This is a genomic window from Sorangium sp. So ce406 (assembly GCF_051474675.1).
Taxonomy (GTDB): Bacteria; Myxococcota_A; Polyangia; order Polyangiales; family Polyangiaceae; genus Sorangium; species Sorangium cellulosum_G.
This window is the reverse complement of the sequence record NZ_CP150340.1, coordinates 1681788-1708710: the sequence shown is the minus strand read 5'-3', so window position 1 is coordinate 1708710 and position 26923 is coordinate 1681788. Positions and strand designations below refer to the sequence as shown.

Annotated in this window: 21 protein-coding genes and 1 pseudogene; 8 read left to right on the top strand and 14 right to left on the bottom strand. The window is 72.7% G+C overall.

Going from position 1 to position 26923, the window contains the following annotated elements; translation table 11 throughout:
• Nucleotides 1-54: 54 nt before the first annotated feature.
• The 3 genes and pseudogenes from WME96_RS06280 to WME96_RS06270 all read right to left on the bottom strand — a co-directional run.
• Nucleotides 55-990 (bottom strand): hypothetical protein, encoded by a 936-nt coding sequence (locus WME96_RS06280; protein WP_437289257.1) that lies wholly within the window; start codon nucleotides 988-990, stop codon nucleotides 55-57.
• The gene (locus WME96_RS06275) at nucleotides 987-3014 is read right to left on the bottom strand and encodes a redoxin domain-containing protein (RefSeq protein WP_437289256.1); all 2028 of its coding nucleotides are present in this window, start codon (nucleotides 3012-3014) and stop codon (nucleotides 987-989) included. The genes WME96_RS06280 and WME96_RS06275 overlap by 4 nt, the downstream gene beginning before the upstream one ends.
• Nucleotides 3015-3147: 133 nt before the next feature.
• Nucleotides 3148-3453: pseudogene (locus WME96_RS06270) on the bottom strand (Uma2 family endonuclease); the annotation flags it as partial.
• Nucleotides 3454-3875: 422 nt separating this feature from the next.
• Here WME96_RS06270 and WME96_RS06265 point away from each other — a divergent pair.
• From WME96_RS06265 to WME96_RS06250, 4 genes are all read left to right on the top strand, one after another.
• Nucleotides 3876-6098, top strand: coding sequence for a sulfatase-like hydrolase/transferase (locus WME96_RS06265; RefSeq protein WP_437289255.1), 2223 nt, complete (start codon nucleotides 3876-3878; stop codon nucleotides 6096-6098).
• A 17-nt stretch (nucleotides 6099-6115) separates the two neighbouring features.
• On the top strand, nucleotides 6116-7207 hold the full coding sequence (locus WME96_RS06260; protein WP_437289254.1) for a formylglycine-generating enzyme family protein: 1092 nt from the start codon (nucleotides 6116-6118) through the stop codon (nucleotides 7205-7207).
• Between the two features lie 74 nt (nucleotides 7208-7281).
• Nucleotides 7282-7908, top strand: a complete 627-nt coding sequence (locus WME96_RS06255) for an SH3 domain-containing protein (RefSeq protein WP_437289253.1) — start codon at nucleotides 7282-7284, stop codon at nucleotides 7906-7908.
• Nucleotides 7905-9176: a guanine deaminase gene (locus tag WME96_RS06250; protein WP_437289252.1), complete on the top strand. Its 1272-nt coding sequence runs from the start codon at nucleotides 7905-7907 to the stop codon at nucleotides 9174-9176. Before WME96_RS06255 ends, WME96_RS06250 begins: the two co-directional genes overlap by 4 nt.
• A 24-nt stretch (nucleotides 9177-9200) precedes the next feature.
• Here WME96_RS06250 and WME96_RS06245 read toward each other — a convergent pair whose 3' ends face one another.
• The 4 genes from WME96_RS06245 to WME96_RS06230 all read right to left on the bottom strand — a co-directional run bounded on the left by WME96_RS06245 (nucleotide 9201) and on the right by WME96_RS06230 (nucleotide 14585).
• Entirely contained in the window at nucleotides 9201-9413 is a 213-nt protein-coding gene (locus WME96_RS06245) for a hypothetical protein (protein ID WP_233562046.1), read from the bottom strand.
• Nucleotides 9414-9539: 126 nt separating this feature from the next.
• Complete coding sequence (locus WME96_RS06240; RefSeq protein WP_437289251.1) at nucleotides 9540-10877, bottom strand: hypothetical protein; 1338 nt, start codon at nucleotides 10875-10877, stop codon at nucleotides 9540-9542.
• A 371-nt stretch (nucleotides 10878-11248) separates the two neighbouring features.
• A complete protein-coding gene (locus WME96_RS06235) occupies nucleotides 11249-12631 on the bottom strand; it encodes a CCA tRNA nucleotidyltransferase (RefSeq protein ID WP_437289250.1) in 1383 nt (460 codons plus the stop codon).
• A 52-nt stretch (nucleotides 12632-12683) separates the two neighbouring features.
• Nucleotides 12684-14585 (bottom strand): protein kinase domain-containing protein, encoded by a 1902-nt coding sequence (locus WME96_RS06230; RefSeq protein WP_437289249.1) that lies wholly within the window; start codon nucleotides 14583-14585, stop codon nucleotides 12684-12686.
• 229 nt (nucleotides 14586-14814) lie between these two features.
• Here WME96_RS06230 and WME96_RS06225 point away from each other — a divergent pair, with 229 nt between their 5' ends.
• Nucleotides 14815-16470 carry an ABC transporter permease gene (locus WME96_RS06225; RefSeq protein ID WP_437289248.1) on the top strand — a complete coding sequence of 552 codons (1656 nt, stop codon included), beginning with the start codon at nucleotides 14815-14817 and terminating at the stop codon, nucleotides 16468-16470.
• 46 nt (nucleotides 16471-16516) lie between these two features.
• On the opposite strand, the gene WME96_RS06220 is transcribed toward WME96_RS06225, so the two are convergent.
• The 7 genes from WME96_RS06220 to WME96_RS06190 all read right to left on the bottom strand — a co-directional run bounded on the left by WME96_RS06220 (nucleotide 16517) and on the right by WME96_RS06190 (nucleotide 24387).
• On the bottom strand, nucleotides 16517-17758 hold the full coding sequence (locus WME96_RS06220; RefSeq protein ID WP_437289247.1) for a hypothetical protein: 1242 nt from the start codon (nucleotides 17756-17758) through the stop codon (nucleotides 16517-16519).
• A 52-nt stretch (nucleotides 17759-17810) separates the two neighbouring features.
• Nucleotides 17811-19718, bottom strand: coding sequence for a 4Fe-4S binding protein (locus WME96_RS06215; RefSeq protein WP_437289246.1), 1908 nt, complete (start codon nucleotides 19716-19718; stop codon nucleotides 17811-17813).
• A 5-nt stretch (nucleotides 19719-19723) separates the two neighbouring features.
• The gene (locus WME96_RS06210; protein ID WP_437289245.1) at nucleotides 19724-20716 is read right to left on the bottom strand and encodes a DUF362 domain-containing protein; all 993 of its coding nucleotides are present in this window, start codon (nucleotides 20714-20716) and stop codon (nucleotides 19724-19726) included.
• 111 nt (nucleotides 20717-20827) lie between these two features.
• Nucleotides 20828-22606: a serine/threonine protein kinase gene (locus tag WME96_RS06205; protein ID WP_437289244.1), complete on the bottom strand. Its 1779-nt coding sequence runs from the start codon at nucleotides 22604-22606 to the stop codon at nucleotides 20828-20830.
• Nucleotides 22607-22820: 214 nt separating this feature from the next.
• Nucleotides 22821-23138: a type II toxin-antitoxin system RelE/ParE family toxin gene (locus WME96_RS06200; RefSeq protein ID WP_437289243.1), complete on the bottom strand. Its 318-nt coding sequence runs from the start codon at nucleotides 23136-23138 to the stop codon at nucleotides 22821-22823.
• Nucleotides 23135-23371, bottom strand: coding sequence for a hypothetical protein (locus WME96_RS06195; RefSeq protein WP_437289242.1), 237 nt, complete (start codon nucleotides 23369-23371; stop codon nucleotides 23135-23137). Before WME96_RS06195 ends, WME96_RS06200 begins: the two co-directional genes overlap by 4 nt.
• Before the next feature lie 65 nt (nucleotides 23372-23436).
• Nucleotides 23437-24387, bottom strand: coding sequence for a hypothetical protein (locus WME96_RS06190; RefSeq protein WP_437289241.1), 951 nt, complete (start codon nucleotides 24385-24387; stop codon nucleotides 23437-23439).
• A gap of 1070 nt (nucleotides 24388-25457) precedes the next feature.
• Here WME96_RS06190 and WME96_RS06185 point away from each other — a divergent pair.
• The 3 genes from WME96_RS06185 to WME96_RS06175 all read left to right on the top strand — a co-directional run bounded on the left by WME96_RS06185 (nucleotide 25458) and on the right by WME96_RS06175 (nucleotide 26847).
• Nucleotides 25458-25817: a DUF4398 domain-containing protein gene (locus tag WME96_RS06185; RefSeq protein WP_437289240.1), complete on the top strand. Its 360-nt coding sequence runs from the start codon at nucleotides 25458-25460 to the stop codon at nucleotides 25815-25817.
• Complete coding sequence (locus WME96_RS06180) at nucleotides 25814-26179, top strand: DUF4398 domain-containing protein (RefSeq protein ID WP_437289239.1); 366 nt, start codon at nucleotides 25814-25816, stop codon at nucleotides 26177-26179. The genes WME96_RS06185 and WME96_RS06180 overlap by 4 nt, the downstream gene beginning before the upstream one ends.
• A 233-nt stretch (nucleotides 26180-26412) precedes the next feature.
• Nucleotides 26413-26847 (top strand): universal stress protein, encoded by a 435-nt coding sequence (locus WME96_RS06175; RefSeq protein WP_437289238.1) that lies wholly within the window; start codon nucleotides 26413-26415, stop codon nucleotides 26845-26847.
• Nucleotides 26848-26923: the final 76 nt, after the last annotated feature.

Below are 26923 nucleotides of genomic sequence, written 5' to 3'. Positions count from 1 at the left end.
ACACGCGCAGATTCATCGATCCAGCGAGCCGAGCTCGCTCCCGAGGCGTCCGCGCTACCTGGAGATCACGAGCCATGTCAGCTCGTCGATCCCGGCGCGCGGCGCCGTCCTGACGACCGCGCCGTCGGCCTCGCCGGCGGCAGGCGCCGAGAGCGCGCCGTCGTACTCGCTCAGGGTCCGGAAGCGCACCGGCGTCCCGGGCGCCAGATCCGAGGGGGCCTGAACCGCGATCGGCGAGCCGCTCGTCGTCGCGAACGGGTACAGCGCGTACACGGCCACGATCTCCTCGCCGCCGAGATCGGGGAGCGGCGGCACGCGCTCCGGCGGGATTCGCCGGGCCGCGATGTCGTGGAGGGACGCGCCGGGCGGCGGGGCGACATCGGCGCGGTTCACGGTGAGCTGGAGACCGTCGCCGACCTCCAGGACCTGCGGATCGCCGCTGTTCGGGCCGAGGAGGGCGCCCGCGGGCAGCTCCGGCACGACGAGCGACCCGACGTCGACGGTGACCGCGTCGACGAAGTGCAGCGGGAACATGGTCACGCCCCGGCGCGGCGTCGTCCCCGCGTCCTCCATCGATTTCACCACGAAGTCGACCGGCACCTCCGCGTCGCAGAGAAAGGTGAAGCGGCCGTCCGCCGCCGTGTTGTCCGAGTAGCAGACCCTGGTGTTGCACAGCAGCACGGGGGCCCCACCGATGGGCTGCCCGGCTTCGTCCCCGAGCACGCCGGTCACGCCCGGCCCCGCCGGAGCGCCGCCCGAGCCGAGGCCGCCCGCCGCGCCGCCTTCTCCTCCGCCCGCCGCGCCGCCTTCTCCTCCGCCCGCCGCCGCGCCGCCTTCCCCTCCCCCGCCGCCGCCCACCGTTGCTCCGCCTCCAGCACCGCCGCCCACCGTCGCGCCGCCGGCGTCCCCCGCCCCGCTGGTCGAGCCGCCGCCGCCGTCGCAAGCGGACGCGACGACCGCGACCAGCAGGAGGAGCGTGCGGCGCTTCATTCGGCCAGCGCCTGCTCGATCACCGCCGTCATGGCGTCCGGATCGTATTCGTGGCTGGCGTACCGGACGATGCCGTCCTTGCCGACGATCACGTCGACAGGGAACGGGTTGGGCCCAGGGAAGTTGGATGTCACGGCGGCGTAGGTGCTCGCCGTCTCCTCGATCCCGAGCGGGAAGGTGACCTTGATGTTGTCGCCGTACGCCTGCACCTGACCGATCTGGTCGACCGACTCCCGCGGGTTGAGGGCGACGATCTGCAGACCCTGATCCTTGTACTTCCGCCAGAACCGCTCCTCGGTGTCCGGCAGGTGGTTGGCGCAGACAGGGCAGAAGGTGGCAAAGTAGGTGAGCAAGAGCACGCTCCCGGACGACTCCTCCGAGGTCCATGTCTTGCCGTCCAGCATCGTGCCCACGGTCGCGGGCAGCGGCGCGCCGACGGTCACGCCGGGCGCATTGCCGACGAGGTACGCCTTGCGCACCGGGGCCGCGGGGTCGTCGGAGACGACGTGCAGATAGCCGATCTCCTGGTCCGTCGCCGAGGCGAGGTAGGTCAGCTCGAGCTCGATCGTCTCTCCGGGCTGGATCCGGGCCTGGCGCGGCGCGACGCTGAAGGACGCGCCGCTGATCCAGCTGTCCACGAGCGTGAGCGGCGCCGTCCCCTGGTTCGTGACCTCGAGCGGGACGGTCTTCCTGTCCCCGACGGCGACCTGGCCGAAGTCGATCCTGGCAGCGGCCTCCGGCAGGCGGATGTTGGGGGCGACGCGCTCCGGCTCGAGGCGGTAGGAATACGGGTTCTCCCAGGTGCCGATGAACACGTCCTGCCCTCGCGCGGCGACGCCGAAGGTGCGCATCGTCGGGAGCTCGCGATCCGGATCGTCGTACTCGAACTCCCTCGGGATGCGCACGGCCGCCACGAAGGTCGGCGTCGCGGGCGTGGACACGTCGTAGACGCGCACGTCGTTCCACGCGGCGACGAAGAGGCGGCCCTCGGAGTACGCCAGGCGGAGCGGCGTCCCGGGCATCTCGGCGCGGCCGACGACGACCGGGCTCTCGAGGTCCGAGATGTCGACCACCGCGACGCCCGCCGACCCCGCCGCCACATAGGCGAAGTCGCCATCGACAACGACGCCCTTGGCCTGGCCGCCGGTGGCCACGCGCCCGAGCTCGACAGGCTTCGTCGGGTCCGTCGCGTCGACCGTGACGAGCCCGTCCACGCCGTCGGCGACGAACACGTGGTTGTCGCGCGCCGCGATGCCCCATGCATTGGTGAAGCCGCCCAGGCTCCCGACGCGCGTGAACCCGCTCGCGCTGTCGTAGTTGTAGACGCCGAGACCATTTCCGTGCAGCCCCACGAAGATGTTGTGGTTCGCGACGTCGACGCCTTCATAGCTGACCCCCTGCTCCTGCAGGACGTGGAGCTGCACCGGCGCCTCGGGGTCGCTGATGTCCCAGCCGCTGAGGAAAGCCGGGTTCCGGATGTTGCCGAGGTGCGTGGTGAAGACGAGGTTGTCGTCCCACGCGAGGTGCTTGCAGCCGGGTGCGCGGGAATCGTCGGGGATCGCGTGCTTGAGCCCCCCCGCGAGCACCTCCATGTCGGCCGGGTCCTTCGCGTCGATGACGTTGAACGTGTAGCTGCAGTTGAGGAGCAGGCCGTCCTCGCGGATGCGCACCTCATCGGTGTGGCTCCCGACCTCGTGCAGGTTCTGGAGCTGCACGAGAGGGCTCAGGAAATGGCCCGGCTGGAGCGCGGTCGGGACGCATTCCCCGTTGGCGTCCTCCGTGCCCTCACCGCAGGTGAGGCCGGGGCTCGTCGCCGCCGGCACGCACGCGCCGTCGACCTCCTCCGTGCCCTCGCCGCAGGTGACATCGGGGCTCGTCGCCACGGGCATACAGGCGCCATCGACCTCCTTCGTACCGGGGCCGCAGGACAGCCCGGCCCCGCTCGCGGGATCATCGTCGGCGCAGGCGGACGAGGCGACCATGACCAGCGCGAGGAGAGCGGCGCGACGTCGTAGCTGCGTCATCGAGAAGCTCCTTGAAATGAGGCGAAGATCGGGCGCGCGCGCGACCGCGCGCAGCGTCACGGGGAGGATAGAGTTCGCCAGGGGGGGCCGGGCAAGGAGATACCCGCTTACCGACGCCTCCCGAACCGCAGCGCTACGCCTCGTCCGGATCGTCCCCGAAGAGCACCCCGACGGACCACTCGATCGCATCGAACGGCTCTGCCCTGACCCGCTCGCCCCGCTCTGCGGTGAGCACATTCAGATAGCCATCCGGCATCCAGCGATGGACCGTGAGCACCTCGTTCATCGGATCCACGATCCAGTCATGAGGCACCTGGCACCGGTGGTACGTGCGCTGCTTCTTCACGAGGTCGTTGCGCGAGTTCGACGGGCTCAGCACCTCGCAGACCCAGTCGGGCCGCACGAGGATCGGCGTCTTCTCGGGCAGCTCTCGGGGAGCCGCTCGCCGCATCCCGCCAGCGCCGCGCCCCAGCCACGGCGGGCGACCTCGAGCCCGGGCGCGCGATCCCTCGCCTCCGGCGCCCCCTCCCCTATCCGCTCCCGCAGGATACTTTCCGGCCCCGGTGACCGATGGTAGGCCCCGGGCATCCCCCAGGGCGCACGACCCCGCGGCCAGGCGCGACACGCCCTCGCGAGGCGCCGCGCGGCCCGCCCCCCTGTGTGCCCATGATCACCGCCGAACCAGGTCCCCCGCCGCCGCCGAGCGCCGCCGGCGCTCATGACAGCGTCCCGCCACGATCGCCGAGCGGGCCGCCCCCCCACCCGGGCGCGCCGCCCGCGCGGTCCGCCCCCCCGCCAGCGCGGTCCGCCCCCCCGCCGCCCCGCCACGGCGCCTGGACCACCCGCCTCGGCGAGGCCTGCGTGCTCGGCCTCTGCGTCGCGTCGCTCTCCGCCGTGCCGACCGCGCTGCGCACCGCCCGCGCCGGCGCGTCGTTCCTCGACGGGCTCCTCGTCGGCACCGCGGTCCTGCTCCCGCTCGTCACGCTCGCGCTCATCCTCTCGCGCGCCGCCGGCCGCGGCTTCCGCGGCATCGTCGGCGCCGGCGGCGAGCGCCTCGCCGTCCTCCGCGTCGCGCTGTGGATCGGCGTCTCCCTGCCGGTGCTCGCCGCCCTCGCCGCCCTCCTCAAGGCCGCGACCCACCACCGCGGCCTCGCCGGCGCCACCTTCGGCGTCCTCGGCCTCGCCGGCGTCGCGGCCGCGGCGCTCCTCACCCAGCGCCTCGTCGCCCTCGGCGACCGCCTCGCCGCCCGCGGCGTGAAGCCGTGGATCCTCGCCGCCGCCGGCGCCGCCATCGGCGTCCTGCCGCTCATCGCCGCGTTCGCGCCCCTCGCCGCCTTCGCGGGCAACACCGCCGGCGACGCGGGCGCCGCCGTGCGCGCGGCCATCGTCGACGGCGCCATCGCGCTCGTGGCGACCGCGCTCGTCTCCAGCGTCGACCTCAGCGCCGCGGTCGGCCGCGTCGCCGGCCTCGCGGGCGTCCCGCTCGCCGCCCTGGTCCTCATGACCGCGACCGCGCGCGTCGAGTCGTTCCCCCCGCTCGGCCAGGCCGTGCGCGCCGGCGGCGGCCTCGCGGCCACCCTCTTCGTCGCGCTCGAGCGGTGGACCGACCGCGACGGCGACGGCATGGGCTCGCACTTCGGCGGCCTGGACTGCGACGAGGGCGACCCCACCCGCTACCACGGCGCGCAGGACATCCCGGGCGACGGCATCGATCAGGACTGCAGCGACGGCGCCCAGGGCGGCGCCCCCGGCCCCGCCAGGGCGCTCGCGGGCGCCCCTGCCAGCGCCTCGCCGGCCGCCCCCGCCGCCCCGGCCCCGCACGCGCCCGCGGCCACCGCGCCCGCGGACGACCGCGGCGCCGTCGTCCCGGCCGTCCTGACCCGCACCACCCCCGCCGGCGCCGTCACGCCTGCCGCCGTCACGCCCGCCGCCGTGACGCCCGCCGCCGTGACGCCTGCCGCCGTCCCGGCCCCTGCCCCTTCCGCCCAGCAGCGCCCCGACGTCATCCTCGTCACCCTCGACACGGTCCGCGCCGATCACACGTCGGCCTACGGCTACGGCCGCGACACCACCCCGCGCCTCGCCGAGCTCGCGTCCCGCGGCGTGCTGTTCGAGCGCGCCTACGCCGCCTCGAGCGAGATGCAGCGGGCCATCTCGCCCCTCGTCACCGGCCGCCGTCTGAACCGGGCGGCGCGCGACCGCCGCGCGTGGCCCACGCTGCTGCCCGAGAACGACACCCTGGCGGAGCGCATGAAGCGCGCCGGCTACCTCACCGCCGCGGTCAGCTCGTTCACGTGGATCAGCCAGGAGCGCGGCTTCGATCAGGGCTTCGACCGGTTCGAGGCCGTCTACGGCGAGGCCCACCCCGAGCGCGAGGCGACCGGCCACCTCGCCGTCCAGAAGGCCATCGAGCTGCTCGCCGACCACGCCCGGCGCGCCCAGCCGGTCTTCCTCTGGCTCCACCTCTTCGACGCGCACGAGCGCTACCTCGCCCACCCCGGCATCCGCTTCGGCTCCGGCAGGACGGCCGCCTACGACGGCGAGATCGCCTACGTCGACCGCCAGCTCGGCGCCCTGATCGACGCCGTCGCCGCGGGCCCGCGCGCCGGCCGCACCGCGATCATCGTCCACGGCGCCCAGGGCGAGGGCCTGGGCGAGCACGGCCCCGTCGGGCACGGCGTCGAACTCTACGAGGAGGTGATCCGCGTCCCGCTCGTCGTCGCCCTCCCCGGCGCCGCCCCGGGCCGCTACCCGCACCCGGTGAGCACCGTCGACATCGCGCCCACCGTCCTCGACCTCGGCGGCGCCGAGGCCGCGGCCGTCGAGGGCAGCTCCCTCGCCGCGATCGCGGCCGGCGCCGAGCGCGCGCCCCGCGGGCCGGTGTTCGCCCGCACCGCCCGCCGCTCGGCGCTCGTCGACGGCCACCTCAAGCTGATCGTGGCGCACCGCAAGAAGCGCGACCGGCTCTTCCTGTTCGATCTCGAGGGCGACCCCCGCGAGACCCGCGACCTCTCCGGCGAGCGCCCCGACGACGCCGCGCGCCTCCGACAAAAGTTGTCTGCCTTCGAGTCGCCCGCGCAGTAAAGTTACTGCGAGGGAGCATGCACAGATCTGCCCATCCGACGCGGGAGCCCGCGCCTGCCCGCGCGAGGGCGCTGCGCGCCGCGATCGCCGTCGGCTTCGCCCTGGGCCTCGCCTCGCTCGCGCTGCTCGTGGTGCGGCTCGCGAGGGCGCCGTCGGTGCCGCCGACGCTCAGCGCGGGCGCCATCACCGGCGCGCTGCCGCGGCGGCTCCGGTTCGAGTGGCGCCTCGTGCGCGACCGCCACTGGCAGATCGCGTCGTCACCCGTCGAGTCGCGCGACGCGACCGACCAGATCGAGGGCAACCGCGGCATCTGTCCGACGGGCATGGTCGAGGTCTCCGGCCTCATGAAGCTCGACCCGACGCCGAAGGCCCAGGGCGACCTCCGCAGCATCGACGAGATGCAGCGGAGCACCTGCAAGCACTGGATCAGCCGGGATTACCCCGAGCGCTGCGCCGAGTTCGATCGCGAGCGATGGCTCCTGATGTCGAGGGATCTCGACACGAAGCCGATGCACTTCTGCATGGATCGCTACGAGTACCCCAACCAGAAGGGCGTCTATCCGGTCATCCTGGTCTCGTTCTACGAGGCGGCCGAGCTCTGCGCCGAGGAGGGCAAGCGCCTCTGCGACGAGGCGGAGTGGACGTTCGCCTGCGAGGGCGAGGAGGCGCGCCCCTATCCCTACGGCTACGTCCGCGACCCCGAGGCCTGCGTCGTCGACCAGCCGTGGCGCCCGTACATCGAGACAGCGCTCCGCCCGCGGGGCGGCCCGGCCGCCATGGCCGAGATGGATCGTCTCTGGCAGGGCAAGCCGTCGGGCACGCAGCCCCGCTGCCGGAGCCCGTTCGGCGTCCACGACATGACAGGCAACATCGACGAGTGGACCCGCTCCGTCCGCGAGGGCGAGCGCCCCTCCATCCTGAAGGGCGGCTACTGGGGCCCGGTCCGCACGCGCTGCCGCCCCTCGACGCGCTCGCACGACGAGAACCACATGTTCTACCAGCAGGGCTTCCGCTGCTGCGCCGACCACGACGCGGCGCGCGCCGCGCCCGCGGAGCGCGCCGTCACCGGCGACCCGGCCGCCGCCCCGCTGCCGCGCGAGCTCCGCTGACGCGTCCGCCGGCGTGCCGCGCCGAGACGCCGCGCGGTCGACCTGGCTCGCCCCAGCGCGTATCCTCTGCGCTGATGGACGACTCCTCCGCCGGACAGGGCGCCTCGCCCGGCCGCGTCGATGCGGGCGGCGCCTCGACGCGACACGCCGGCGCGCGCCCCGCCGCCCCGGCGGAGCCGCCGCCGGGCGACGCGCCCGCCGCGCCGCCCGCGCGCCGGCTGGACCGGCTGACCGGGCTCGTGCTGCTCGCCGCCACCGCCGTCGCGCTGTTCCCGACGGCGCCGCTCCTCCTGCGCGCCCTCGCCGGCGAGCGCCCGCCGATGCAGGGCGCCGGCCGGTTCGCGCATCTCCTGGAGCGTCGTTCCCCGGACGAGGAGGCCTCGCGGGCGCACCCCCGCTTCCCGTTCGACGACGACGACCCGGGCGCTCACGACCCGCGGACGCCGCACGACGACCCGCCCGGCTTCGACGATGAGGTCGACGAGCCCGGCGCCCCATCGCGCCTCCAGCTCGGCATCGCGTCGCGCGGCGTCACGCTCGTCGACGAGCCGCGGCCGGACGGCGCCCGCGTCGGCGCGATCGCCGCCGGCGAGCTCGTGATGGTCGTGCGCGAGTCGGGCGGGTGGGTGCTCGTCGTCAAGAACCAGGGGGGAAGCATGATGATGGGCTGGGCGCGCCGGAGCGAGATCGCGGTCCGATGAGCGCGCGGAGCCATAGGTCGCCGCGCGCCTACCGCGGGCGCCTGCTCACCCCGTCCGCCGCGCCGGCGGGCGGCGCCGCCGTCCGCTTCCTGGACGACGCGTTGCTCGTCGTCGACGAGGCCGGCCTCATCGCTCAGGTCCTGCCGTTCGCCCCCGGCGCCTTCCGCGGCCCGGTGCTCGATCTGCGCCCGGCCGTGTTGATGCCCGGCTTCATCGACGCGCACGTCCATTTCCCGCAGACCCGCATCATCGGCAGCGCCAGCGGCGCGCTGCTCGACTGGCTCGATCGGTCCGTCTTCCCCGAGGAGGCCCGTTTCCGTGACGGCGGCTACGCTGCCCTCGTCGCCGGCGAGTTCACGGCGCGCCTCCGCGCGTCGGGCACGACCACCTGCGTCGTCTTCTCCAGCTCGTCCCCCGGGGCGACCGACCAGCTCTTCCGCGCCTTGCTGCACGCCGGCCTGCGCGGCATCGCCGGCCTCACGCTGATGGACCAGAACTGCCCCGAGGCGCTCTGTGTCCCTCGCGACGAGGCCATCCCGGCGGCCCGGGACCTCGTGCAGCGCTGGCACGGCGAGGGCCACGGCCTGCTCGAGTTCGCGATCACGCCCCGCTTCGCTCCCAGCTGCTCGCGTCCCCTGATGGAGGCCGCCGCGCGGCTCGCCCAGGATCACGGCCTCCTCGTGCAGACGCACGTCGCCGAGACCCCGGCCGAGGCCGAGGCGACGCGCCGCGAGCACCCGTGGGCGCGCGACTACCTCGACGTCTACGATCGCGTCGGCCTGCTCACCGGCCGTACCCTCCTCGCGCACAGCATTCATCTCTCGTCGCGCGAGTGGGATCGCATCGCCGAGACGGGCGCCTCGGTCGTCCACTGTCCCGACTCGAACTTCTTCCTGGGCAGCGGCCGCATGCGCCTCGGCGACGCGCGCGCCCGCGCGGTCCCGGTGGCGCTCGGCAGCGACGTCGGCGCGGGTCGCAGCTTCGACATGCGCCGCAGCATGTCGAGCGCCTTCGACAACGCCGTCTGTCTCGGCGACCGCCTGACCCCAGCCGATCTGTTCGTCGTCGCCACGCAGGGCACCGCCGACGCCGTCGGCCTGGGCCGCGTCATCGGCAGCCTCGACCCCGGGAAGGAGGCCGACTTCATCGCCGTCCGTTTCCCCGAGCACGTCGTCTCCGAGTCAGAGGTCCTGAATCACCTCGTCTTCGCCTCCGAGACAGCCGCCGTCCAGCGCGCCTTCGTCCGCGGCAAGCCCGTCCACCGCTGACCGCACGAGCCCGTCCCCCCGCCCCTACTCGGCGGCCTCGTAGACCTCGAGCTCCCAGACGAGGATCTCGAAATCTCTCCGCAGGATGTACCGCGCCCCGTCGTCCCCCCGCACCTTGAAGTAGAGGTGATCGACGCCCGGCCACCGGTCGAGGATCTCCGTCACCCGCACGCGCCGCTCCCCCAGGGTGAACGCCTCGGGCTCCTCGCTTCCGCCGTGGCCGGCACGGCACGTCATATCGAGCCGCATCTGTCGTTCGCGCAGGGTAGCAGGCGCGGGCGCCCGGCTCCCGCGTTCCCCCGAAGAGGCCGCCGGGCGCCGGGCGCTATGCGGCGCCGCGGCGCCCGCGAGCGCTCCCTCGCTTCAGAGCGGATCGACCCAGCAGCCGTAGAGCAGGTTCATGCTCGCGGAGTTGTCCTGCACCGCCATGGAGCAGGTGTCCGGGCACAGCCGGATGAGCCCCTCCTCGTAGTAGAACGACATCGCCTTGCACTCCTCGGGGCTCTTCACCTGGGTGAAGGTCTGCTTCTGCCCGCCGTTGCTCGGCGTGTACTCGATCCGCACCGTGTCCAGATCGATCGAGTGCCCGTCTGGCGCCTTCGGCACCTCGATCTCGCACGACAGCTTGGCGCCCGAGATCACGCTGTCCGCGATCGCCTGGAACACGGCGTCGTACGTATCGTACTGGTTGATCGGGTATCTCAGCCCGCCGGTCATGACGCTGAGGCGCTGGTACGTCGTCCCGGGGTCGACCGAGCCGGGGCGGCACTGCTCCCAGGTGGCGGGCTGGTCCGGCGGCCAGGGCGTGGTCGGCGGGTTGTTCTCCTTGATGCCCACGAAGCTGAAGAACATGTAGTTGCGCGCGCTCGGCGTCCCGAAGTGCTCCGGCGCGACCGCCGTCAGCGCCGCGTCGAACGCGTCCGCCGACTTCGTGCCCCCCGCGACGTTCTTGTTCTCCGGCTCGTCGTCGTCGAGATCGTACAGCGTGATATCGCCGTCATCGGTGGCCATCTTGTCGGCGCCGAGCGCCCTCGTCGAGCAGTTGGCGCCGTCGTCGGTGATCTCGACGAACACCTTCAGCGATTCCGGCCGCAGCCATTGCGACCACCCGGCCGACGTCGTCTCGCCCCGGGGCGGCATCGTGCCCTTCAGGGTGTCGATCGCCAGGCAGAGCGAATCGAGGCTGCCGACCTCGATGTTGTACTGATAGAAATGCGGCGGGTTCGAGTTCGGCGTCGACGGCACCGGCGAGCAGCTCCCGCTGCCGAGCGGCGCCTCGATACAGACGGACTGCTCCAGCGACGAGCTGCCGTGCCTCGACAGCATGATCACGCGGTAATCGATCCCGCTCCTGTCGATGATCGACGCGAAGTTCTGGTTGATGTTCCGCTGAACGCTCTCGATCTCCTCCGTCATGCTCTCGGAGTTGTCGATGATGAAGATGATGTCGGCCGGACGCTGCTCGTAATCGGCCTGCAGGCTGGTCGCGACACACGCCGTGTCCTCGTCGAGCCCACCGGCGTCGGGTGGTGTGAAGTCGCCGCCGCCGTTCCCGAGCCCGCTCGCGGTCGTATCGTCGCCGCCGCTCCCGACGCCGCTCCCGCCGCCGCTCCCGCTCCCTGAGCCGTTGTTGCCGGAGCTCGCCCCACCACCCCCGCCGGAGCACCCACCGATGGCTGCCGCCGACGCAAGCAAACCCAAACCGACCAGCCCAACAAGCTTCTTCGTCGAGAGCTTCAAAATGACCTCCCAATGGGGGGCGCAACAGTGCGCAACGACGGATGCTACCAGAGGCAAGTCTCCACGGATGCGATCAGCATGAATTATTTGAATGCGACCGGAGGTAGACAACCAACCACCGTTGTCGTCCCCTGTGCCTTGCCTGCGACGATCGACTCGCGATCTGGGAGAGGCTCCCCCAAGGAGCGAGGACATGGCCGATCGCAGGTGGACGGGCGCGCCGCGCGACAAAAAGGGTCCGGACGGCCCGGCGAGACCACCCTCGGGTACACGCGACGAGCGCCGCGCACCCGCGCGCTTCTTACGTAAGAACTACCCGCAAAGCGCGGAGCTCAGGACGACGCCTTCGACGCGACGAGATCGCGCGCCGCCGCGAGCAGGCGCTCGCGCGTGTTCGCCTCGGGCTCCTCGGTGACGAGCTCGACAAGGCGCTCCAGGATTTCCCCGACGAGCTTGCTGGGCGGAATGCCGAGCTCCTTCATCAGCACACTCCCGTTCACGGCGAGATCCTTGGCGGACAGGGCCGCTCCCGCGGCGAGCATCGCCTCCACGCGCGCCCGGAGACGCCCTATCGAGGCGATGTCCTCGGACGCGTCGCGTCCCTTGCCGAGCGCGTCCGCCACGCCAATCTCGTAGAGATCCGGCGCGAGCCCCGGGCTCACCCGCCTGAGCCACCGGCGCACCGCCGCGTCCGTCCAGGTCTCGTCATAGCAGATCAGGTGGTGTCGGATCAGCGCCACGATCCGCGCCCGCTCGTCGTTCGAGAACCGGAGCCGCGCGAGGATCGGCTCGGCCATCTCGGCGCCGACCCGCTCGTGCTCGTAGAACGTGTAATCGCGCGTCTTGTCCGAGAACGCGCGCGTCCGCGGCTTGCCGATGTCGTGCATCAGCGCCGCCACGCGCAGGATCGGCTCCGGCTTGCACGCGTCGAGGCAGGCCATCGCGTGCCCCCACACGTCGAACGCATGCCAGCGGTTCTGCTCGCACCCGACCGACTCGATCATCTCCGGGCAGGTGATCCCGAGCAGCTCCGTCCGGCGCATGATCTCGAACGCCACGCTCGGCCGGCGCGCGCGCATCGCCTTGAGCCACTCGTCGCGCACCCGCTCCGCGCTCACGCAGCGGAACGTCTGGTGCGACCGCGCCGTGCCCATGGCCCGCTCCGTCTCCGGCTCGATCGACCCCTCCAGCGTCGCCGCGAAGCGCGCCGCGCGCAGCACCCGCAGCCCGTCCTCCGCGAAGCGCTCGTTCGGGTCCCCCACCGCGCGGATGACGTTCGCGTCGAGGTCCTTCCGGCCGCCGAACGGATCGATCAGGTGCCCGTCGACCGGATCGAGCGCGATCGCGTTCATGGTGAAATCCCGCCGCGCGAGGTCGGCCGTGATGTCGTCCACGAACTCGACCCGGTCCGGCCGCCGCCCGTCGGTGTACGTCCCGTCCCCGCGCAGCGTCGTGACCTCGTACGGCACGCCGCGCACGAGCACGGTCACCGTCCCGTGCTGGATCCCGGTCGGGATCACCTTCCGGAACGCGGCCACGACCTCATCCGGCCGCGCGTCGGTCGCCACGTCCCAGTCCTTCGCGGGCTCCCCGCGGAGCAGGTCGCGCACGCAGCCGCCGACGATCCAGCCGCGCTTGCCGCGCTCGCGGAGGCGGCGACAGATGCCGAGCACGTCCTCGGGGACGAGGGTGATGAGGTGATCTACCTGGGTCACCACCGCGGCTTATCACGGAGCCCGGAGCGCGGGCCACGGGCCGCGCGGGCGCTCACTTCTTCTCTTTGGCCCAGGGATCCCGGACGTCCGAGCCCTTCGGCGTGCGGGCCGTCGCCGGCGTCGCCGGAGGCCTGCCCCCGCCGGGCCTCACCTTCTGCCCGCCCTTGTCGTCGACCTCGACGAGCTTCACCAGCTTGCTCGGCTCGGTGCCGTCGAGCACCACCGTGCTGGGGACGTACCCCTCGGCCCGGATGTCGATCGTGACCGTCTGCCCCTGCTCGACGTCGATGCTCGCCGGCAGCCTCAGCTCCACGCCGTTGCGGTAGCCGACCGCCGTCTCCGGCACCGCGGCCAGCGCGACCACCGTCTTCTGGACCGGCGGCGGCTCGGGCGCCTGCCTGGCCGCGGGCGCCTCGGTGACCGCCGGCTTCGGCGGCGGCGCGGCGTTGTGGCTCGCGGACCCGCTCCCGCCGATCACGAAGATCGCTGTCACGATCCCCACCGCGGCCGCCGCGCCCGCGACCCACACGTAGCGCGGCCACGGCGAGCGCGGGGGCGACGGCGGCGTCGCCGGGACGATCACCTTCGACGTCTTGAAGTAGTCGTGCGGCACGTTGAAGCCGCCCGACCGCGCCATCATCTCCGCGACCGCGCCCGGCACCCCGCCGCCCTTCACGCGCTCGAGGTCCTCGTGGAGCTCGCCCATCGTCTGATAGCGCGACTCCGGCTTCTTCGAGAGGCACTTCAGGATCACCGCCTCGAGCCCGGGCGGGCAGTCCGGCCCGCCGACGAGCGCGCGGATGGGGACCGGCGCCTTGTACATGTGCTGCGTCAGGATCCCCATGAAGTTGTCGGCGTTGAACGGCAGCTGCCGGCTCACGAGCTCGTAGAGCATCACGCCGAGCGAGTAGATGTCGGTCCGGTGATCGATCGGCGCGCCCGCGGCCTGCTCCGGGGACATGTAGTGCGGCGTCCCGAACACCGCGCCCGCGCGCGTCAGCTTGGTCGTCGTGCTGGTCGACACCTTCGCGATCCCGAAATCGAGGATCTTCACGAAGTTCGGATCGCTGCCGCGCGGCACCACGAACACGTTGTCCGGCTTGAGATCGCGGTGGATGATGCCCGCCTCGTGCGCGGCCGCGAGCCCCGCGGAGAGCTGCAGCGCGATCTGGCAGATCCGGTCCATCGGCAGCTCGTTCGGCGAGTCGATGAGCTGCGCCAGGCTCACGCCCTCCAGGTACTCCATCACGAAGTACGTGGAGCCGTCCGGCAGGTCGCCGAAGTCGGAGATGTCGACGATGTGCGGGTTGCCGATGCTCGACGCGGCGCGGGCCTCCTGCACGAAGCGCTCGAAGATCTCGCGGTCCCGCGCGAGCTCCGCGCGCAGCACCTTCACGGCCACGCGCTTGTCGATCACCTTGTGGCGGGCGAGGTAGACGTACCCCATCCCACCCTCGCCGAGCAGCCGCTCGATCTTGTACCGGTGGTCGAAGGTCGTCCCGATGTACGGGTCCTTGGCGCCGGGCGGCCGCCGCTCGCGCGGCTCGACCTCGTCCGGCGGCGGGATCTCCAGCGACGGCTCGGCCTCGCTCACCGGCGCCGCGCTCGTCCGCCCGCCGACCTCGTCGGCGTCGGGCTCGCTCTGCCGCGCGAAGCGCGGGGTCTTCTGGCGCAGCGGCGGCGGCGCGGCGAAGCTCGGCGCCTCGCTCGCCGGCCCCTCGACCCAGCCCGACCTGGAGGGCCTCGACGACGGACGGACCTCCACGTCCACCTGCACGTCGTCGCCGGCGCTCTCGGGCTCCCCGGACGGCATGCTCGCGGCCGCGACGCCGGACGAGCGCACCCCGACGGACGGGCTGGTCGGACGCGACACCGGCGCCTCCTCGAGCGCGCTCTCGTCCTCGGTGAAGACCCTGCTGCGCGCGGTGTGGTGCTCGTTCTTGGTGGCGCTCATGAAAGGCTCGCCGGCAGAGGTACACGCCACATGCCGCCGTCTGCGGCAGGGCTGGATTCTAGCAGGCGTTCGGTCCTGGAAGCGAGGCCCAGCGAACGCCGCGCGCGAAAGTCGAGCCGCCCGCGGGGCTCGTCTCGTCCCGCCTCGTCTCTTCGACCGCCGCGGCACGCCGCGCCGCGCCGCGGCCCAGCGTGCCGCGCGCGCCGCGTTCTGCTAGGAGGGCACCGCGATGAGCTACCCCATCGAGGTCGCGCTGCGATACCTCGGCTCCAAGAAGCGCGCGTTCATCTCGGTCGGCACCATCTTCGCGATCCTCGGGGTCGCGCTCGGCGTCGCGGCGCTCGCGACCGTGATGAGCGTGACCGGAGGCTTCCAGGCGGAGTTCCGCGAGAAGGTCCTCGGCGTCAACGCCCATGTCCTCGTGATCAAGTACTCCACGGATTTCCGGGAGTACCGCTCGATCATGGATCAGGTCGCCAAGGTGCCCGGCGTGGTCGGCGTCGCGCCGTTCAGCATCAACCCCATGATGCTGACCCACGGCGACGCCACGGCGACAGGCGTCCTCGTGAAGGGGGTTGACCCGGCCAGGAGCCTCGGCGTGGGCGCCGACGGCGCCGCCGCGCCCGTGCTCGACCTGCCGCGCCACATCCTCCCGGGCGGCGATCTCGCCGGCCTGCGCCGCCCTGGCGCGAAGCCCCCCGAGCGCGCGGCGCCGCCGTCCTTGCCGGACGTCCCTGCCGTGGAGGCGGACGCGGGCGCGACAGGCGCGCTCGAGCCGCCGGACGCCGGCGGCGAGATCGATCTCCTGAAGGCGTACGAGGCGCGCATCCTGGAGGACGAGCGCGCCGCCGCCGCGCGCGACGCCGGGGCCGAGCCCGCCCCGAGCGCGGCCGATCTCGACGGCGCGGCGGACGCCGGGGCCGACGAGGGCGAGGTGGACGACGCCGAGGTCGCGGTCGCCGCGGGCGCACCGCGCGGCTCGATCGAGCCGGAGGGCGGCTACGGCAGCGTGCTCCCCGACGACGACGAGCTGCCCCCCGAGGTCGATCCCGATCCCTGCGCCGACAAGGAGCAGATCGCGCGGATGCCGGGCATCGTGATCGGCGCCGTGCTCGCGAAGAACCTGTCCCTGGAGATCGGCGAGTGCGTCACCGTGACCTCGCCGACCATCGGCTTCTCGTTCTCGAACGGCGCCATCAAGCCGCCGGTCGCCAAGCGGTTCCGGGTCATCGCGATCTTCGAGGCCGGCTTCGAGCAGTACGACACCAAGCTGGCGTACGCCGATCTCTACGAGACGCAGGCCTTCTACGACCACGGCGACACGGTGACCGGCGTCGAGATGAAGGTCGACGACATCGACAACGCCAGCGCCATCGCGCGCGAGATCACGAACCTCCTCAGCAACGGCCTTTATTACACGATGGACTGGGAGGAGCTGAACCACGGCCTCTTCACGGCGCTGCGCATCCAACAGATCGGCATGAGCGCGGTGCTGGCGCTCATCATCGTGGTCGCCGCGTTCACGGTCATCGCGACGCTGATCATGGTGGTGCTCGACAAGAAGAAGGAGATCGCGGTCCTGAAGGCGATGGGCGCGACCGACGGCGCCATCCTGCGCATCTTCCTCTACCAGGGCGGCATCATCGGCGTCGCCGGCACCTCGCTCGGCCTCCTGCTCGGCGTGGTGGTGTGCAAGGGCCTCCTGGTCTACGGCTTCCCGCTCGACCCGAAGGTGTATTTCATCTCTCGCCTCCCCGTGCAGGCGCGCCCGCAGGAGTTCCTGATCACCGGCGCCATCGCCATCCTGATCTGCCTCGCGGCCACGATCGTCCCGAGCCTCTACGCCGCCCGCCTCCGCCCCGCCGAGGGCTTCCGCTCGCAGTGATCTTCCCCCGGGAGGCCCCCAGGCGGCCCCCGGGAGGCGCGCGGAGCTACCGCCGTGACGCCGAGTAGAGCTTCTGCTCCCCGTCCTTGTCCGAGGCGAGGTACAGCGTGCACTCGTCGGGCGAGAGCGACGGCGTCATGAAGGCGTGGGACGGATCCAGGTGTGACAGCAGCATGCTCGCCGTCTGCCCGGCCACCGGGAGCCCATCGGGGCCGAGCTTCACGTAGAAGCTCCGCAGCACCGACGCCGCCGCGCAGTCGCCGCGCGGGCTGTAGAGCGACTGGAAGAAGAGCACGCCGCCGTCCGGCGTCACCCACGGGGCGAGGTCGTCGCCCTGCGCCGGGCAGTTGCCCGGCAGGGTGATGTCGAGCGGCTGCGCCTCCGCGTCGTGGGCGCGCATGGTGACGAGCCGGCTCGTGGTCCCCCCGTCGTCCTGGCGCTTGATCATGAACCAGTACCGGTAGGGGCGAGCGGCGTGGGCGACCGCCACCGAGTAGCTCCCCGCGTCCCGGTTGAGCGTGTCGAACGGCACCGCGCTGGTCGCCTCGAGCGCATCCGCGACGATCAGATCCCGCGGGCTGCCCGGCCCGGCGAGGAAGCGGTCGAGGAGCAGCGAGCCCGGCGGGAACCCGTCGCGCGGCGAGAACGCGTCCACGGGCAAGAGCAGCGGCCCCGACTCCGCCTGCGGGGAGTTGACGAGCGCGCTCACGACGGCCTCGCCCCCCGTCCACGGCAGACCGGTGGCCGTGGCGATCTGCCGGTCGTTCGCGGAGCCGAAGCCGGCCACGTAGACGAGCCGCAGGACGACCCCGCCCGCACCGCCCGGGTCGCCTCCGCCGGCCGCGCCGCCTCCGCCGCCCTGGCCCCCCGCGCCGCCCTGCCCTCCCGCGCCGCCCTGCCCTCCCGCGCCGCCCCCGGCGGGCTCCACGCGCACGCGCGGGAACGCCGGCGATGTCCCCTCGACCTCGATCTCCTCCAGCGCGGCGTACGACAGCGCGCGGCTGCGGTCGCTGCAGCGCACGCAGGTCTCGCTGGCCGTGCAGAACTCCCCTTCCTTGCAGGCGCTGCAGCCGCCCTCGCCGCCCCCTCCCGAGGTCGACGTGCTCGACGACGTCGCGCTGGCGCCGCCCTCGCCGCCGGCGCCTCCCCCGGCGCCGGCGCCGCCGGTCCCCGAGCTCGACGACGCCGACGAGGTGGACGCGGGGCCCGCCGTGAAGGGCTCGCCGCAGCCGCACAGGGCCGAGGCCGCGGCCAACGAGAGGGTTCCGTAGAAGCGAAGCGTGCGCACCCGAGCTGCCTCCTGCCGTGATCCCGCCGCGCGGAGCAGGCGCGCGCCCGGGTCAAGATGCCTTGTTGTAGTCCGTGTCCTCGAGAAGGATGACGTTCGTCTTCGAGCGGGTCTCGCCGACGCTGGTCACGTAGACCGCCGGCTTGTCCTGCACCGGGCACACCTTCTCGCACGCCCCGCAGCCGATGCACAGCGAAGGATCGACGTGCGGACGCTGCACGTGGACCATCTTCATCGGCGGCTCCTTGCCGTGCTCCGCGGCGACCGGCTCCCGCTTCGGGATGTCGACCTCCTCGACCCAGATCGCCTTGGGCGACGTCGGGCAGAACTCCTCGCAGACGATGCACGGCACGCTCATCGACCACGGCAGGCACCGCCCCTGGTCGTAGAACGCGGTGCCGATCGAGATCGGCTTCTGGCCGATCCCCATCTTCTGCTCCTCGGTGATCTTCTGGATCGCGCCGGTCGGGCAGACGTCGCCGCAGAGGACGCACGAGTGCTCGCAGTACCCGATGCGCGGGATGACGATCGGCGTCCAGAGGCCCTCGATGCCCGCCTCGAAGAACGCGGGGTGGATCGCGTTGTTCGGGCAGACCTTCATGCACTCGGCGCACCGGATGCAGCGCTCGAGGAACTCGCGCTCCTCGACCGAGCCCGGCGGCCGGATGACGCGGTGGTCGTAGTTCGCGTCGAGCACGTCGGCGATGCGCGCCGTCGGGATGATCACCGCGCCGGCGGCGGCGGTCGCGAGCGCGGTGCGGCGGCCCGTGTCGGGCTTCACGAGGGCGCTCGTCCGGTTCGGGAGGAAGCGGAACTTGATGACGTCCTCGGGGCACGCGTTCTCGCAGTTGAGGCACATGTGGCACTCGTCCTGCCGCCACTTCACGCCGCCCTGGGGCGAGTCGGCGCCCTGGCAGTGCACGAGGCACAGGTTGCAGTCGGTGCACTTCGCGTGGTCCTTCTGCATCCCGAAGAGCGCGAAGCGCGCGAACACGCCGAGGAAGGCGCCGAGCGGGCAGAGCACGCGGCACCAGAACCGCGGGATGAAGCGGTTCATGAACAGGATCGCGACGAACAGGATCCCGACGAACCACGTCTGGTGGAAGTAGAACTGCTTCGTCTGCCACACGCTGGAGGCGAGGAAGTCCTGCGCGTGGTCCGCGGCGAACTGCACCGGCCGGCTCCCGGTCCCTGTCGCGGCGCCGGTCACCACGCTCGCGACGTACTGCGCGGCCGGGATGACGGCGAGGCCGATCGCGCGGACCGCCACGCAGATCGGATCGAACAGCCCGCCGATCACGCTGCCGGCCGCGCTCGCCGCGAGGAAGGCGTACATGAGGTAGTACTTCACCCGCTGCCGCGTGTACGTCTTGTTCGCCTCGACGCGCTTGCCGCCCTTGCCGTAGCGCGACGGGAAGATCCACCCGAAGAAGTGGTGGAGCGTCCCGAAGGGGCAGATCCAGCCGCAGAACACGCGCCCGAAGACGAGCGTCAGCGCGAGGATCCCGATCGACCAGAGCAGGCCCCGGTAGACGGTGTGCGTCGAGAGCAGGGTCATCGCGCCGACGAACGGGTCGGCGAGGAGGAACCCCTCGACGGGCAGCGGCAGGCGGACGCGCGCCTCGGACGACGCGAACGAGCCGCGGAAGCCGGTCTGGAACAGGAAGTAGAGGAACAGCCCGAGGCAGCCCGCCTGCACGGCGCGGCGCACCCAGACGAGCACCTGGATCGTCTTGCGCGCCGGCAAGCCCGATCCGGGCCGGCGCTTCGGCGCGGGCCGGAGGATCGCGCGCGCCCTGCGCAGCAGCGCGGTCCACGGGGCCACGCGCGCGGCCGCCGCGGCGGGAGGTCGCGCTGCTGTCGTGGGCGGCGCGGCCGCCGCGGCGGGGGGCGCCGCGGCCGCTGCAGCGGCGGCCGGGCCATGCGCCGGCGGGGCCGGCGTCGGGTCGGGATTTGCCATGAGTACTACACCTCGGCGAGCCGCAGGTTCTGCCAGTGCATCGTGCCCAGGCCCCGCTCGTGGCCCATCTTGAGGTACGGGATCTCCTCGGGCTTGCGGCCGATGAGCTGGCACCCGTACGCGTCGGCGGCGACCTGGTCGGTCGTCGCGATGATCGTGTGCATGTCCTTCGCGTCGGCGACGTTCCCGCCCTGCGGCCCGTTGCGCATGAGGACGCGCACGGCGTCCACGATGGTGAGCGTCGGCTGGATGAACGTCGCGAGGTCGGCGATGGAGACGTCGATGTTCTGGTGGAGCCGGTTGCGCCGCCCGCCGAGCGCCCCGTACCAGTTCTTCATCGCGGCGGTGTACTTCGACAGGTTGTGGTGCTTCGCGATCGGGACGTTGATCACCTTGTCCGCGTTGACGAGCGGCGTGTAGACGGGCCAGTCGTCGAGCACCTCGCCCTTCAGGCGCATGCCGCGGAAGCGGTGCGCCGCGGGGATGACGACCTCGGCGCCGACGTCGTACGCGGCCTTCCAGATGCCGGAGCGCTGGAAGCAGCGGTTCGGCTCGTTGCACGAGGCGTCGGTCACGATGACGCTCTTGGCGCCGGCGTCGTACGCGAGGCGCACCACCTCGGCGACGACCTTCGGGTTGGTGTTCGCCGCGTGGATGGGGGTGCGATCCCAGCCGATGTTCGGCTTCACGACCACGACGTCGCCGCGCGAGATGAAGCGGCGCATCCCGCCGAGCGCGTCGACGGCCTTGCGGACCAGGGCGGCCGGGTCCGGGCTGCCCTCGGCGAGCGCCTCGGCGCCCGCGCGGGCGACCACGAGCTGGGGCACCCCGTCCGGCGCGTCGCGGAGCCGGTAGTCCCGCGTCTGCGGGCGCTCCGCCGAGACGGCGGCGGCGCCGCCGCGGTCCCACCGGGCGGCAGCGACGCCGGCCGCGCCCCCGAGGACGAGGCCCGCCGCGCCCAGCCGACGCAGCATTTCACGTCGAGAGATGTCACCCATGGCCCTCGCCTTCCTGGCCTTACGGATAGCCTCCCCAGGCTGTCGCCACAAGCAGAGGCGGCCCGGCCACAGCGACGTCCATCGCCTCCACCGGCCTTCCAGCGGAGGCGCTCAAGGAGGAGCGGCGGTGGACGGCGCAGAGCTCGCCGGGCTCGCCGGCGCCGCCGGAGTGCCCGTGGCGGCGGCCGGGGCGCCCGCGCTCGCCGGCGGCTGCGGCGCCTGCGGCAGCCCGCCGCTCGCGGCGGTCGCCGGCGGTTTCCCCGGCGAGGGCGGCGCCTCGTAGGGATCGGCCGCCTCGGTCCTCAAGCGGTCGCGCTCTGCGATGCAGCTCGCGCGCTCCGTGTCGCAGGCGGCGCGCGCCTGCGTGGCGGCGGCGAGCTCGGCGGCGCGCTGCTCGGCGAGCGCCTTGGCCTCGTCGCGCTCGGTGACGAGCGCGGCGCGCGCCTTCTCGGCCTCGGCGAGCCGCTCGCGGTCGGTGAGGCTCGCCTTCTCCGCGGCCGCGGCGCGGTCCTCCCAGGTCTTGAGGCGCGCCGCGTGGGTCGCGTGCAGCGACTGGATCTGGCGCGCGTGCTCCGCCTCGGTCGCGGTGCCGCTCTTCTGGAGGCTGGCGAGCGTCTCGTTGAACTCCGCGCGGTCCTGCTCGCGGGCGCTGCGACACGCGCTCACGTCGGACTGGGCGATCTGGTGGGACGCGACGCAGGTGTCGAGCTTGTCGAACGACTCGGCCCCCATCTGGCGCGCGCGATCGAGCTCGTTCGCGAGCCGCAGGGTCTCGCGCTTCGAGACGCCGAGCAGCACGACCGCGCAGCCGATGAGGGTCATCGCGCCGGCGGCGATGCGCACGCGCAGGTACGACGTCTTCTGCTTGAGGCGCAGCCGCTCCGCCTCGCGCTCGGCCTCGCGCTCCGGCTCGAGCAGCACGTCGAGCTCCTCGGCGAGCTGGGTCATCGTCGGGCGCTCGTGCGGGTCGATGGCGAGCCACCGCTTGAGCGCCTCCTGGAACATCTGGCGGGGGCGCCCGGTGAGGTCGGGCAGCGCGTTGTCGGCGAGCGGCCTGTCGGCGCGGATATCGTGGGCCTGGACCAGCTCGGTGCGCGTCTGCGCGGACTCGCCCGGGAAGTCCCTGGGGTTCACGAGCGAGTAGAGGAGCGTCGTGGCGAGCCCGTACGTGTCCATCTTCTCGGTCAGCGGCACGACGCCGGGGAAGCCGTTCAGCGCGCGGATCTGCTCGGGCGAGGCGTAGAGCGCGGTGCCCGCGCAGAAGGAGGCCTCGCGCTCCGCGGCCACGCCGAGGTCGAGCAGGATGGGGTGGACGCGGCCGGCGAACTTCGCGAGGAAGATGTTGTCCGGCTTGACGTCCTGGTGCCGGAGCCCCGCCGCGTGGAGCGCCTCGAGCCCGCGCGCGACGGCGAGGAAGATGTCGTGCGCCTCGCGCATGCCGAGGGGGCTGCGATCGAGGCGCTGCGCGAGCGTCTCGCCCTCGTAGACGGGCATGGTGAGCCACACGTAGTCGGCGTTCATGCCGTGGTCCTTGAGCTGGACGACGTGCGGGTGGCCGACGGTGGCGAGCATGACGAGCTCGCGCTCGACGTTCCGCATCGCGTACAGCGAGCGGGGCATGAGCTTGAGGGCGACCTGGTGCTCGGGGACGTCGACGCGCTGGGCGACGTACACCTTGCCGAACATGCCCTTCCCGAGGAGGCGTCCGAGACGGTAGAGCCCGCCGACGATCTGGCCGACGTCCGGGAGGATGGAGGGGTCGCGGCTGGGTCTGTCGGGATCGTCGGTCCCGCCCCGGGACGTGGTGCGCACCAGGCTCGACGGGTCCGCCACCGTGACGGCGAACGCGTGAACGATCGTGGTGCGGAGGTTCGGGTCGACGATCGGCACGGCGGTTGCCAGGGTAGCGGAAGGGTCGCGCGCTGAGAAAAAAGCCGGCAGACGGGAGACGGCGGGCGCCGCGATTTTATTCGCGGATCCTGGCATGCAGGGTCAGGCTGCGGGCTCCGGCGCTGGAGCGATGCCGGTCACCTGGGCGCCGCCGGAGCGGCGGACGTTTCATGACGCGCAGGACGGCGCCGTGGAGGGAGGCCAACAGCGCAGGTCACTCCACGGTGAACCGCGGCGAACGCCCGCGAAGGGCACTCCAGACGGCCAGCACAAGGACCTCTCCGCTCCGGGGGTCGTAGGTGTAGTAGACGAGGTAGCGCGAGGTCGGGAGCGGAGCGCGGCGAACGCCCTTGATCCGTCGGTGTGCGTGCGGGGCTCCGGCCTCCGGCGCTGTCCTGAGCAAGCCGAGCAGGGCCGCGAGCTCCTCGCGAAACAGCGAGGGGGCGGCCGGACGGTTCTCGATCCACCAGGTGGCCGCCTCCCTCGTCTGGCGGGCTGCGTCTTTCGTGAGCCGGATGCGGGCTCGCTTCATCCGCGAGCCGGCTCGAGCCGCGCGATCTCGGCCAGGAGATCGTCCGCGTCGATCGTCCCTTCGCGCGCGCTCGCCAGCGATCTCTCCAGCGCCTCATCGAGGCGAGCCCGCTCGTCTTCGTCCAGGTTGTCGTTGTCGGCGACGACGAGATCGATCACGGTGCCCTCGGCAAAGCTCGTCGGCTCGTCGAGCACCAGCCGGCCGCCCTGAACCTTTGCTCGCAGCGCGCTCATACCGGCAGCGTACCACCGCAAGCCCGCGCCAGGTAGCTCACGTCGGGGGAGTGAGCCTCCGCGGCTCAGCCCCCGAGGGGCGCGGCAGGCACGTTCGGCGAGGGCGCTACCGGCGACGGTGACACCGGCGACGGTGACACCGGCGACGGTGACACCGGCGACGGTGACACCGGCGACGGTGACGCTGGCGAGGGCGTCGCCGCCGGGCCGGGCTGCGCCTTGGCCCGGCGGGCTGCGGCGCGCTTGCGGCGGTCGTAAGCGCTCGTCACCTCGCGCACGATCTCCGGCTGACCCCGGAACACGAAGCGCGCCGCGGACCGCACGAGGCCCATGCGCTCGATCAGCAGCGCCGCCAGCTTGTTGCGGAGCAGCAGGGCCTCCTGCGCTTGCCGGGAGATCGCCTCCGCCTGTGCGGGCAGCCGTCGCAGCTCGGCCGCCACGGCGCGCGCCTCGTCCAGGTAGCCCGCCTGGAAGCCACCGAGCCCATCGAGCGCGCCGCGGTGCTTCTCGCCGAGGAGCGCATAATCGTCCAGCGCGCTCGCCAGCGCGTCCGCCGTGTCGGGATCCCCCGCGTGCGCCGCGTCGATCCGGGCCAGCATCTCGTCCTTGTCGTCCTCGACGCCATCGTCGAAATAGAAGCTCAAGGTCGCCCAGATCTCCCCCAGCAAGAACTTCCCCCGCTCGCGCGGGCTCTTGTTTTTCTCGACGGTCAGGAGATACCGCGTGTGCGCCTCCTGCGTGGCGCGCTGCAGCGAGAGGATCTCTTCCGCCGTCTTCGGCCCGAGGCGCGCCGCATCTCCCTTCTTGCTGTCCTTCGGGACCGCCGACTCGAGGCCCAGGCGGGTCACCCGCTTCTGGGCGTCGGTCTGGGTCTTCCAGTACTTCTCGAAGAACTTCGCCACATCCACCGCCTCCCCGAGGAGCACGTGCCATGGCACCGTGAGCGCCGGAAGATCACCGGCGTTCATCCTCTGCACGGCTTCGGACCACCGCTCGATATCGCTCTTCTTCGACATGTCGACCTCCCCTGGGTTGCTGCGCCGGCCATCCTGTCCGGACCAGCCATCCCGGGCATCCATTCCAGAGAGCCCACCGGGCTCCCCTTCCCATTGACCTGATGACTCCCGTTCTCTCGCCCTGCGAGCCGCCCGAAGCGGGCATCGAAGCGCGCGAGATGCGGGAGCTTCGTGACAGGCCGACAAGGATCCACGTACCGTGCCTGGAGTACACGGCTCCAGGGACAAGAGGTCACGCGCCGGGTTGTCCCTGGCGGGTGACCTCTTGTCCCTGGCAGCGTGCCCCCTGTCCCTGGTGGGTGATCTGTTGTCCCTGGCAGCGCGCCCCCTGTCCCTGGCGGGTACACCGCCGGTCGTGACCGCGTGGCTCCGTTGTCCCTGCCGGCGCGCTCCGTGTCCCTGCCGGCGCGCTCCGTGTCCCTGCCGGCGTGCTCCGTGTCCCTGCCGGCGCGCTCCGTGTCCCTGCCGGCGCGCTCCGTGTCCCTGCCGGCGCGCTCCGTGTCCCTGCCGGCGCGCTCCGCGTCCCTGCCGGCGGTTGGCGCCAAGTGCGTCGCTGTGGCTGTCGAGCCGAACTGGCTATTCTGATGGAATATTGCCGCGAGGGCAGTCGAAGACGAGCACGTCACGGGATGCGAGGAGTGCACGTCGTCGAGCGCGGGGCCGAAGGCACCGTCGTCCGATGCGCAACTGCGCAACCGATTGCGTGATCGGTGGAGACGACACGCGAGGTCACCGCAGCCGTCCCCTGCCCCGTGAGAGCAAGATACCGGCGGGAACGGGCGATGTTCGATGAAGCCGGCGAGAACGGCGCCCTCCGTGGGCGGCGCCGCGAGATGCGACGGTCGACGGACAGGGCGTGAGCTCGTCTCCGGGCCCTGCCGCCAGGCGGTGCGTGTCCATGAGAACCAGGAGCAAGCGTCCGCCGGAACCACGCAGCGGAACGCCCCCATCGCAGCGAGAAGCTCACGCGCAGGGAGCGTGCTGGCCTGTTCGATGCACCACCATGTCCCGGGCGCGCCGCCAGGAACAACGGTTCCACCGGCGCGCCGCGAGATCGGGAATCCACGCAAATGCTCGCCAGAACCGCGCTCGTGATCGCCTGTCTGGAGCTCGCCGGGTGCGCCGCGTTCCGGCCGCCGGCGTCGCCGCCCGAGCTCGCCCGCGCGCGGGCCGCCATCCGCGCGGCCGAGCGGGAGGGCGCGAGCGCCGACCGGCGCGCGGCCCTGCACCTCGCGCTGGCGAGGAGCGAGCTCGCCCAGGCGCGGCGGCGGATCTCGGCGGGCGACCTGGATGGCGCCCGCTGGCTGCTGCGCAGGGCCGAGGTCGACGCAGAGCTCTCGACGCTCGTCGTGAGGGAGGCGGGGCTGCGCGACGCGGCGGGCCGCACGCTGGACCAGGCGGGCACGCTCGCCGGGGGGAAGGACCCGTGAGCCGCGCGCGCGCCGCTGCCCCGCTCGCGATGGCCCTCGCGCTCGCGGGCTGCGCGACCAGCGCGGCCGCGCCCCCTCCCGAGCTCCTCACGGCGCGCGCGGCCGTCGTGCAGGCGCAGGAGAGCCCGCTCTCGCCGCTCGCGATCGCCGAGCTGAGGCAGGCCGAGGAGGCGCTCGCGGTCGCCGAGCGCGAGCAGCGCGAGCGCCCGCGCTCGGCGACCGCGCGCGACGCCGCCTACGTGGCGCGGCGGCGGGCGCAGTGCTCGCTGCTCTCGTCGCTCGTGCGCGCGAACCAGAGCGCGCTCGTGCGCGCGCGGCTCACCGCCGCGCGAAGGCCGCAGACGCGCCGTAACGCGCCGTAACGCGCCGAAGACGCCCCGGCGACGCGCCGCCGGAGCCGCGGCGGACCTCGGCGGCCGCCGCCGCGCGCGGCGTACCGCCCCGGGCGTCACCCGGGCCCGAAGGCTCAGTTTGTCCTGGGATCGACCGATGTTTGGATCCAAGATGCGCGCGGCACGCCTCCGCCGACGGCGAAAGCGTCCCGGCGGCGGCAACGATCGAAGGGACACCCGGTCCCGCGGGCGAGGAGAGCGCGATGAACGAAGGCGCGAACGTGATACTGGTCCCCGTCGACTTCGAGGAGGCCTCGCTGAAGGCCATCGAGCTCGCGAAGGACCTCGGCGCGAAGCTCGGGCGCGAGGTCGTGCTGCTGCACGTCTACCAGCTCCCGGTCTACACGTACCCCGGGCTCGAGCCGGCGCTGATGCCCGGGTTCCACGCCGAGGTGAGCGCCGCCGCGTCGCGCGCGATCCAGCAGCTCGCGGCGCAGACGGGGGGGCTCCGGGCGATCCTGCGCGACGGCGATCCGGCGAACGAGATCCTGGCCACCGCCGAGGACGAGCGGGCGGCCATGATCGTCATGGGCACGCACGGCCGCCGGGGGATCTCGCACCTCTTCCTCGGCAGCGTCGCCGAGAAGGTGATCCGCAAGAGCAGCGTCCCCGTGCTCACCGTGCGCGTCGCCGGCTGATCCGGCCCGATCGCCTCGTGGATGTCAGGCCGGCGCTGCTGCCGGCCAGGGCGCGGCCCGGCTCGACCGCGCTCGA

Excerpts from the sequence above, each read along its gene's own strand:
- WME96_RS06210 (WP_437289245.1), bottom strand. The coding sequence starts at position 20,716 with ATGGGTGACATCTCTCGACGTGAAATGCTGCGTCGGCTGGGCGCGGCG.
- WME96_RS06255 (WP_437289253.1), top strand. The coding sequence starts at position 7,282 with ATGGACGACTCCTCCGCCGGACAGGGCGCCTCGCCCGGCCGCGTCGAT.
- WME96_RS06175 (WP_437289238.1), top strand. The coding sequence starts at position 26,413 with ATGAACGAAGGCGCGAACGTGATACTGGTCCCCGTCGACTTCGAGGAG.
- WME96_RS06245 (WP_233562046.1), bottom strand. The coding sequence starts at position 9,413 with ATGACGTGCCGTGCCGGCCACGGCGGAAGCGAGGAGCCCGAGGCGTTC.
- WME96_RS06280 (WP_437289257.1), bottom strand. The coding sequence starts at position 990 with ATGAAGCGCCGCACGCTCCTCCTGCTGGTCGCGGTCGTCGCGTCCGCT.
- WME96_RS06190 (WP_437289241.1), bottom strand. The coding sequence starts at position 24,387 with ATGTCGAAGAAGAGCGATATCGAGCGGTGGTCCGAAGCCGTGCAGAGG.
- WME96_RS06215 (WP_437289246.1), bottom strand. The coding sequence starts at position 19,718 with ATGGCAAATCCCGACCCGACGCCGGCCCCGCCGGCGCATGGCCCGGCC.
- WME96_RS06195 (WP_437289242.1), bottom strand. The coding sequence starts at position 23,371 with ATGAGCGCGCTGCGAGCAAAGGTTCAGGGCGGCCGGCTGGTGCTCGAC.
- WME96_RS06275 (WP_437289256.1), bottom strand. The coding sequence starts at position 3,014 with ATGACGCAGCTACGACGTCGCGCCGCTCTCCTCGCGCTGGTCATGGTC.
- WME96_RS06260 (WP_437289254.1), top strand. The coding sequence starts at position 6,116 with ATGCACAGATCTGCCCATCCGACGCGGGAGCCCGCGCCTGCCCGCGCG.
- WME96_RS06230 (WP_437289249.1), bottom strand. The coding sequence starts at position 14,585 with ATGAGCGCCACCAAGAACGAGCACCACACCGCGCGCAGCAGGGTCTTC.
- WME96_RS06200 (WP_437289243.1), bottom strand. The coding sequence starts at position 23,138 with ATGAAGCGAGCCCGCATCCGGCTCACGAAAGACGCAGCCCGCCAGACG.
- WME96_RS06225 (WP_437289248.1), top strand. The coding sequence starts at position 14,815 with ATGAGCTACCCCATCGAGGTCGCGCTGCGATACCTCGGCTCCAAGAAG.
- WME96_RS06250 (WP_437289252.1), top strand. The coding sequence starts at position 7,905 with ATGAGCGCGCGGAGCCATAGGTCGCCGCGCGCCTACCGCGGGCGCCTG.
- WME96_RS06185 (WP_437289240.1), top strand. The coding sequence starts at position 25,458 with ATGCTCGCCAGAACCGCGCTCGTGATCGCCTGTCTGGAGCTCGCCGGG.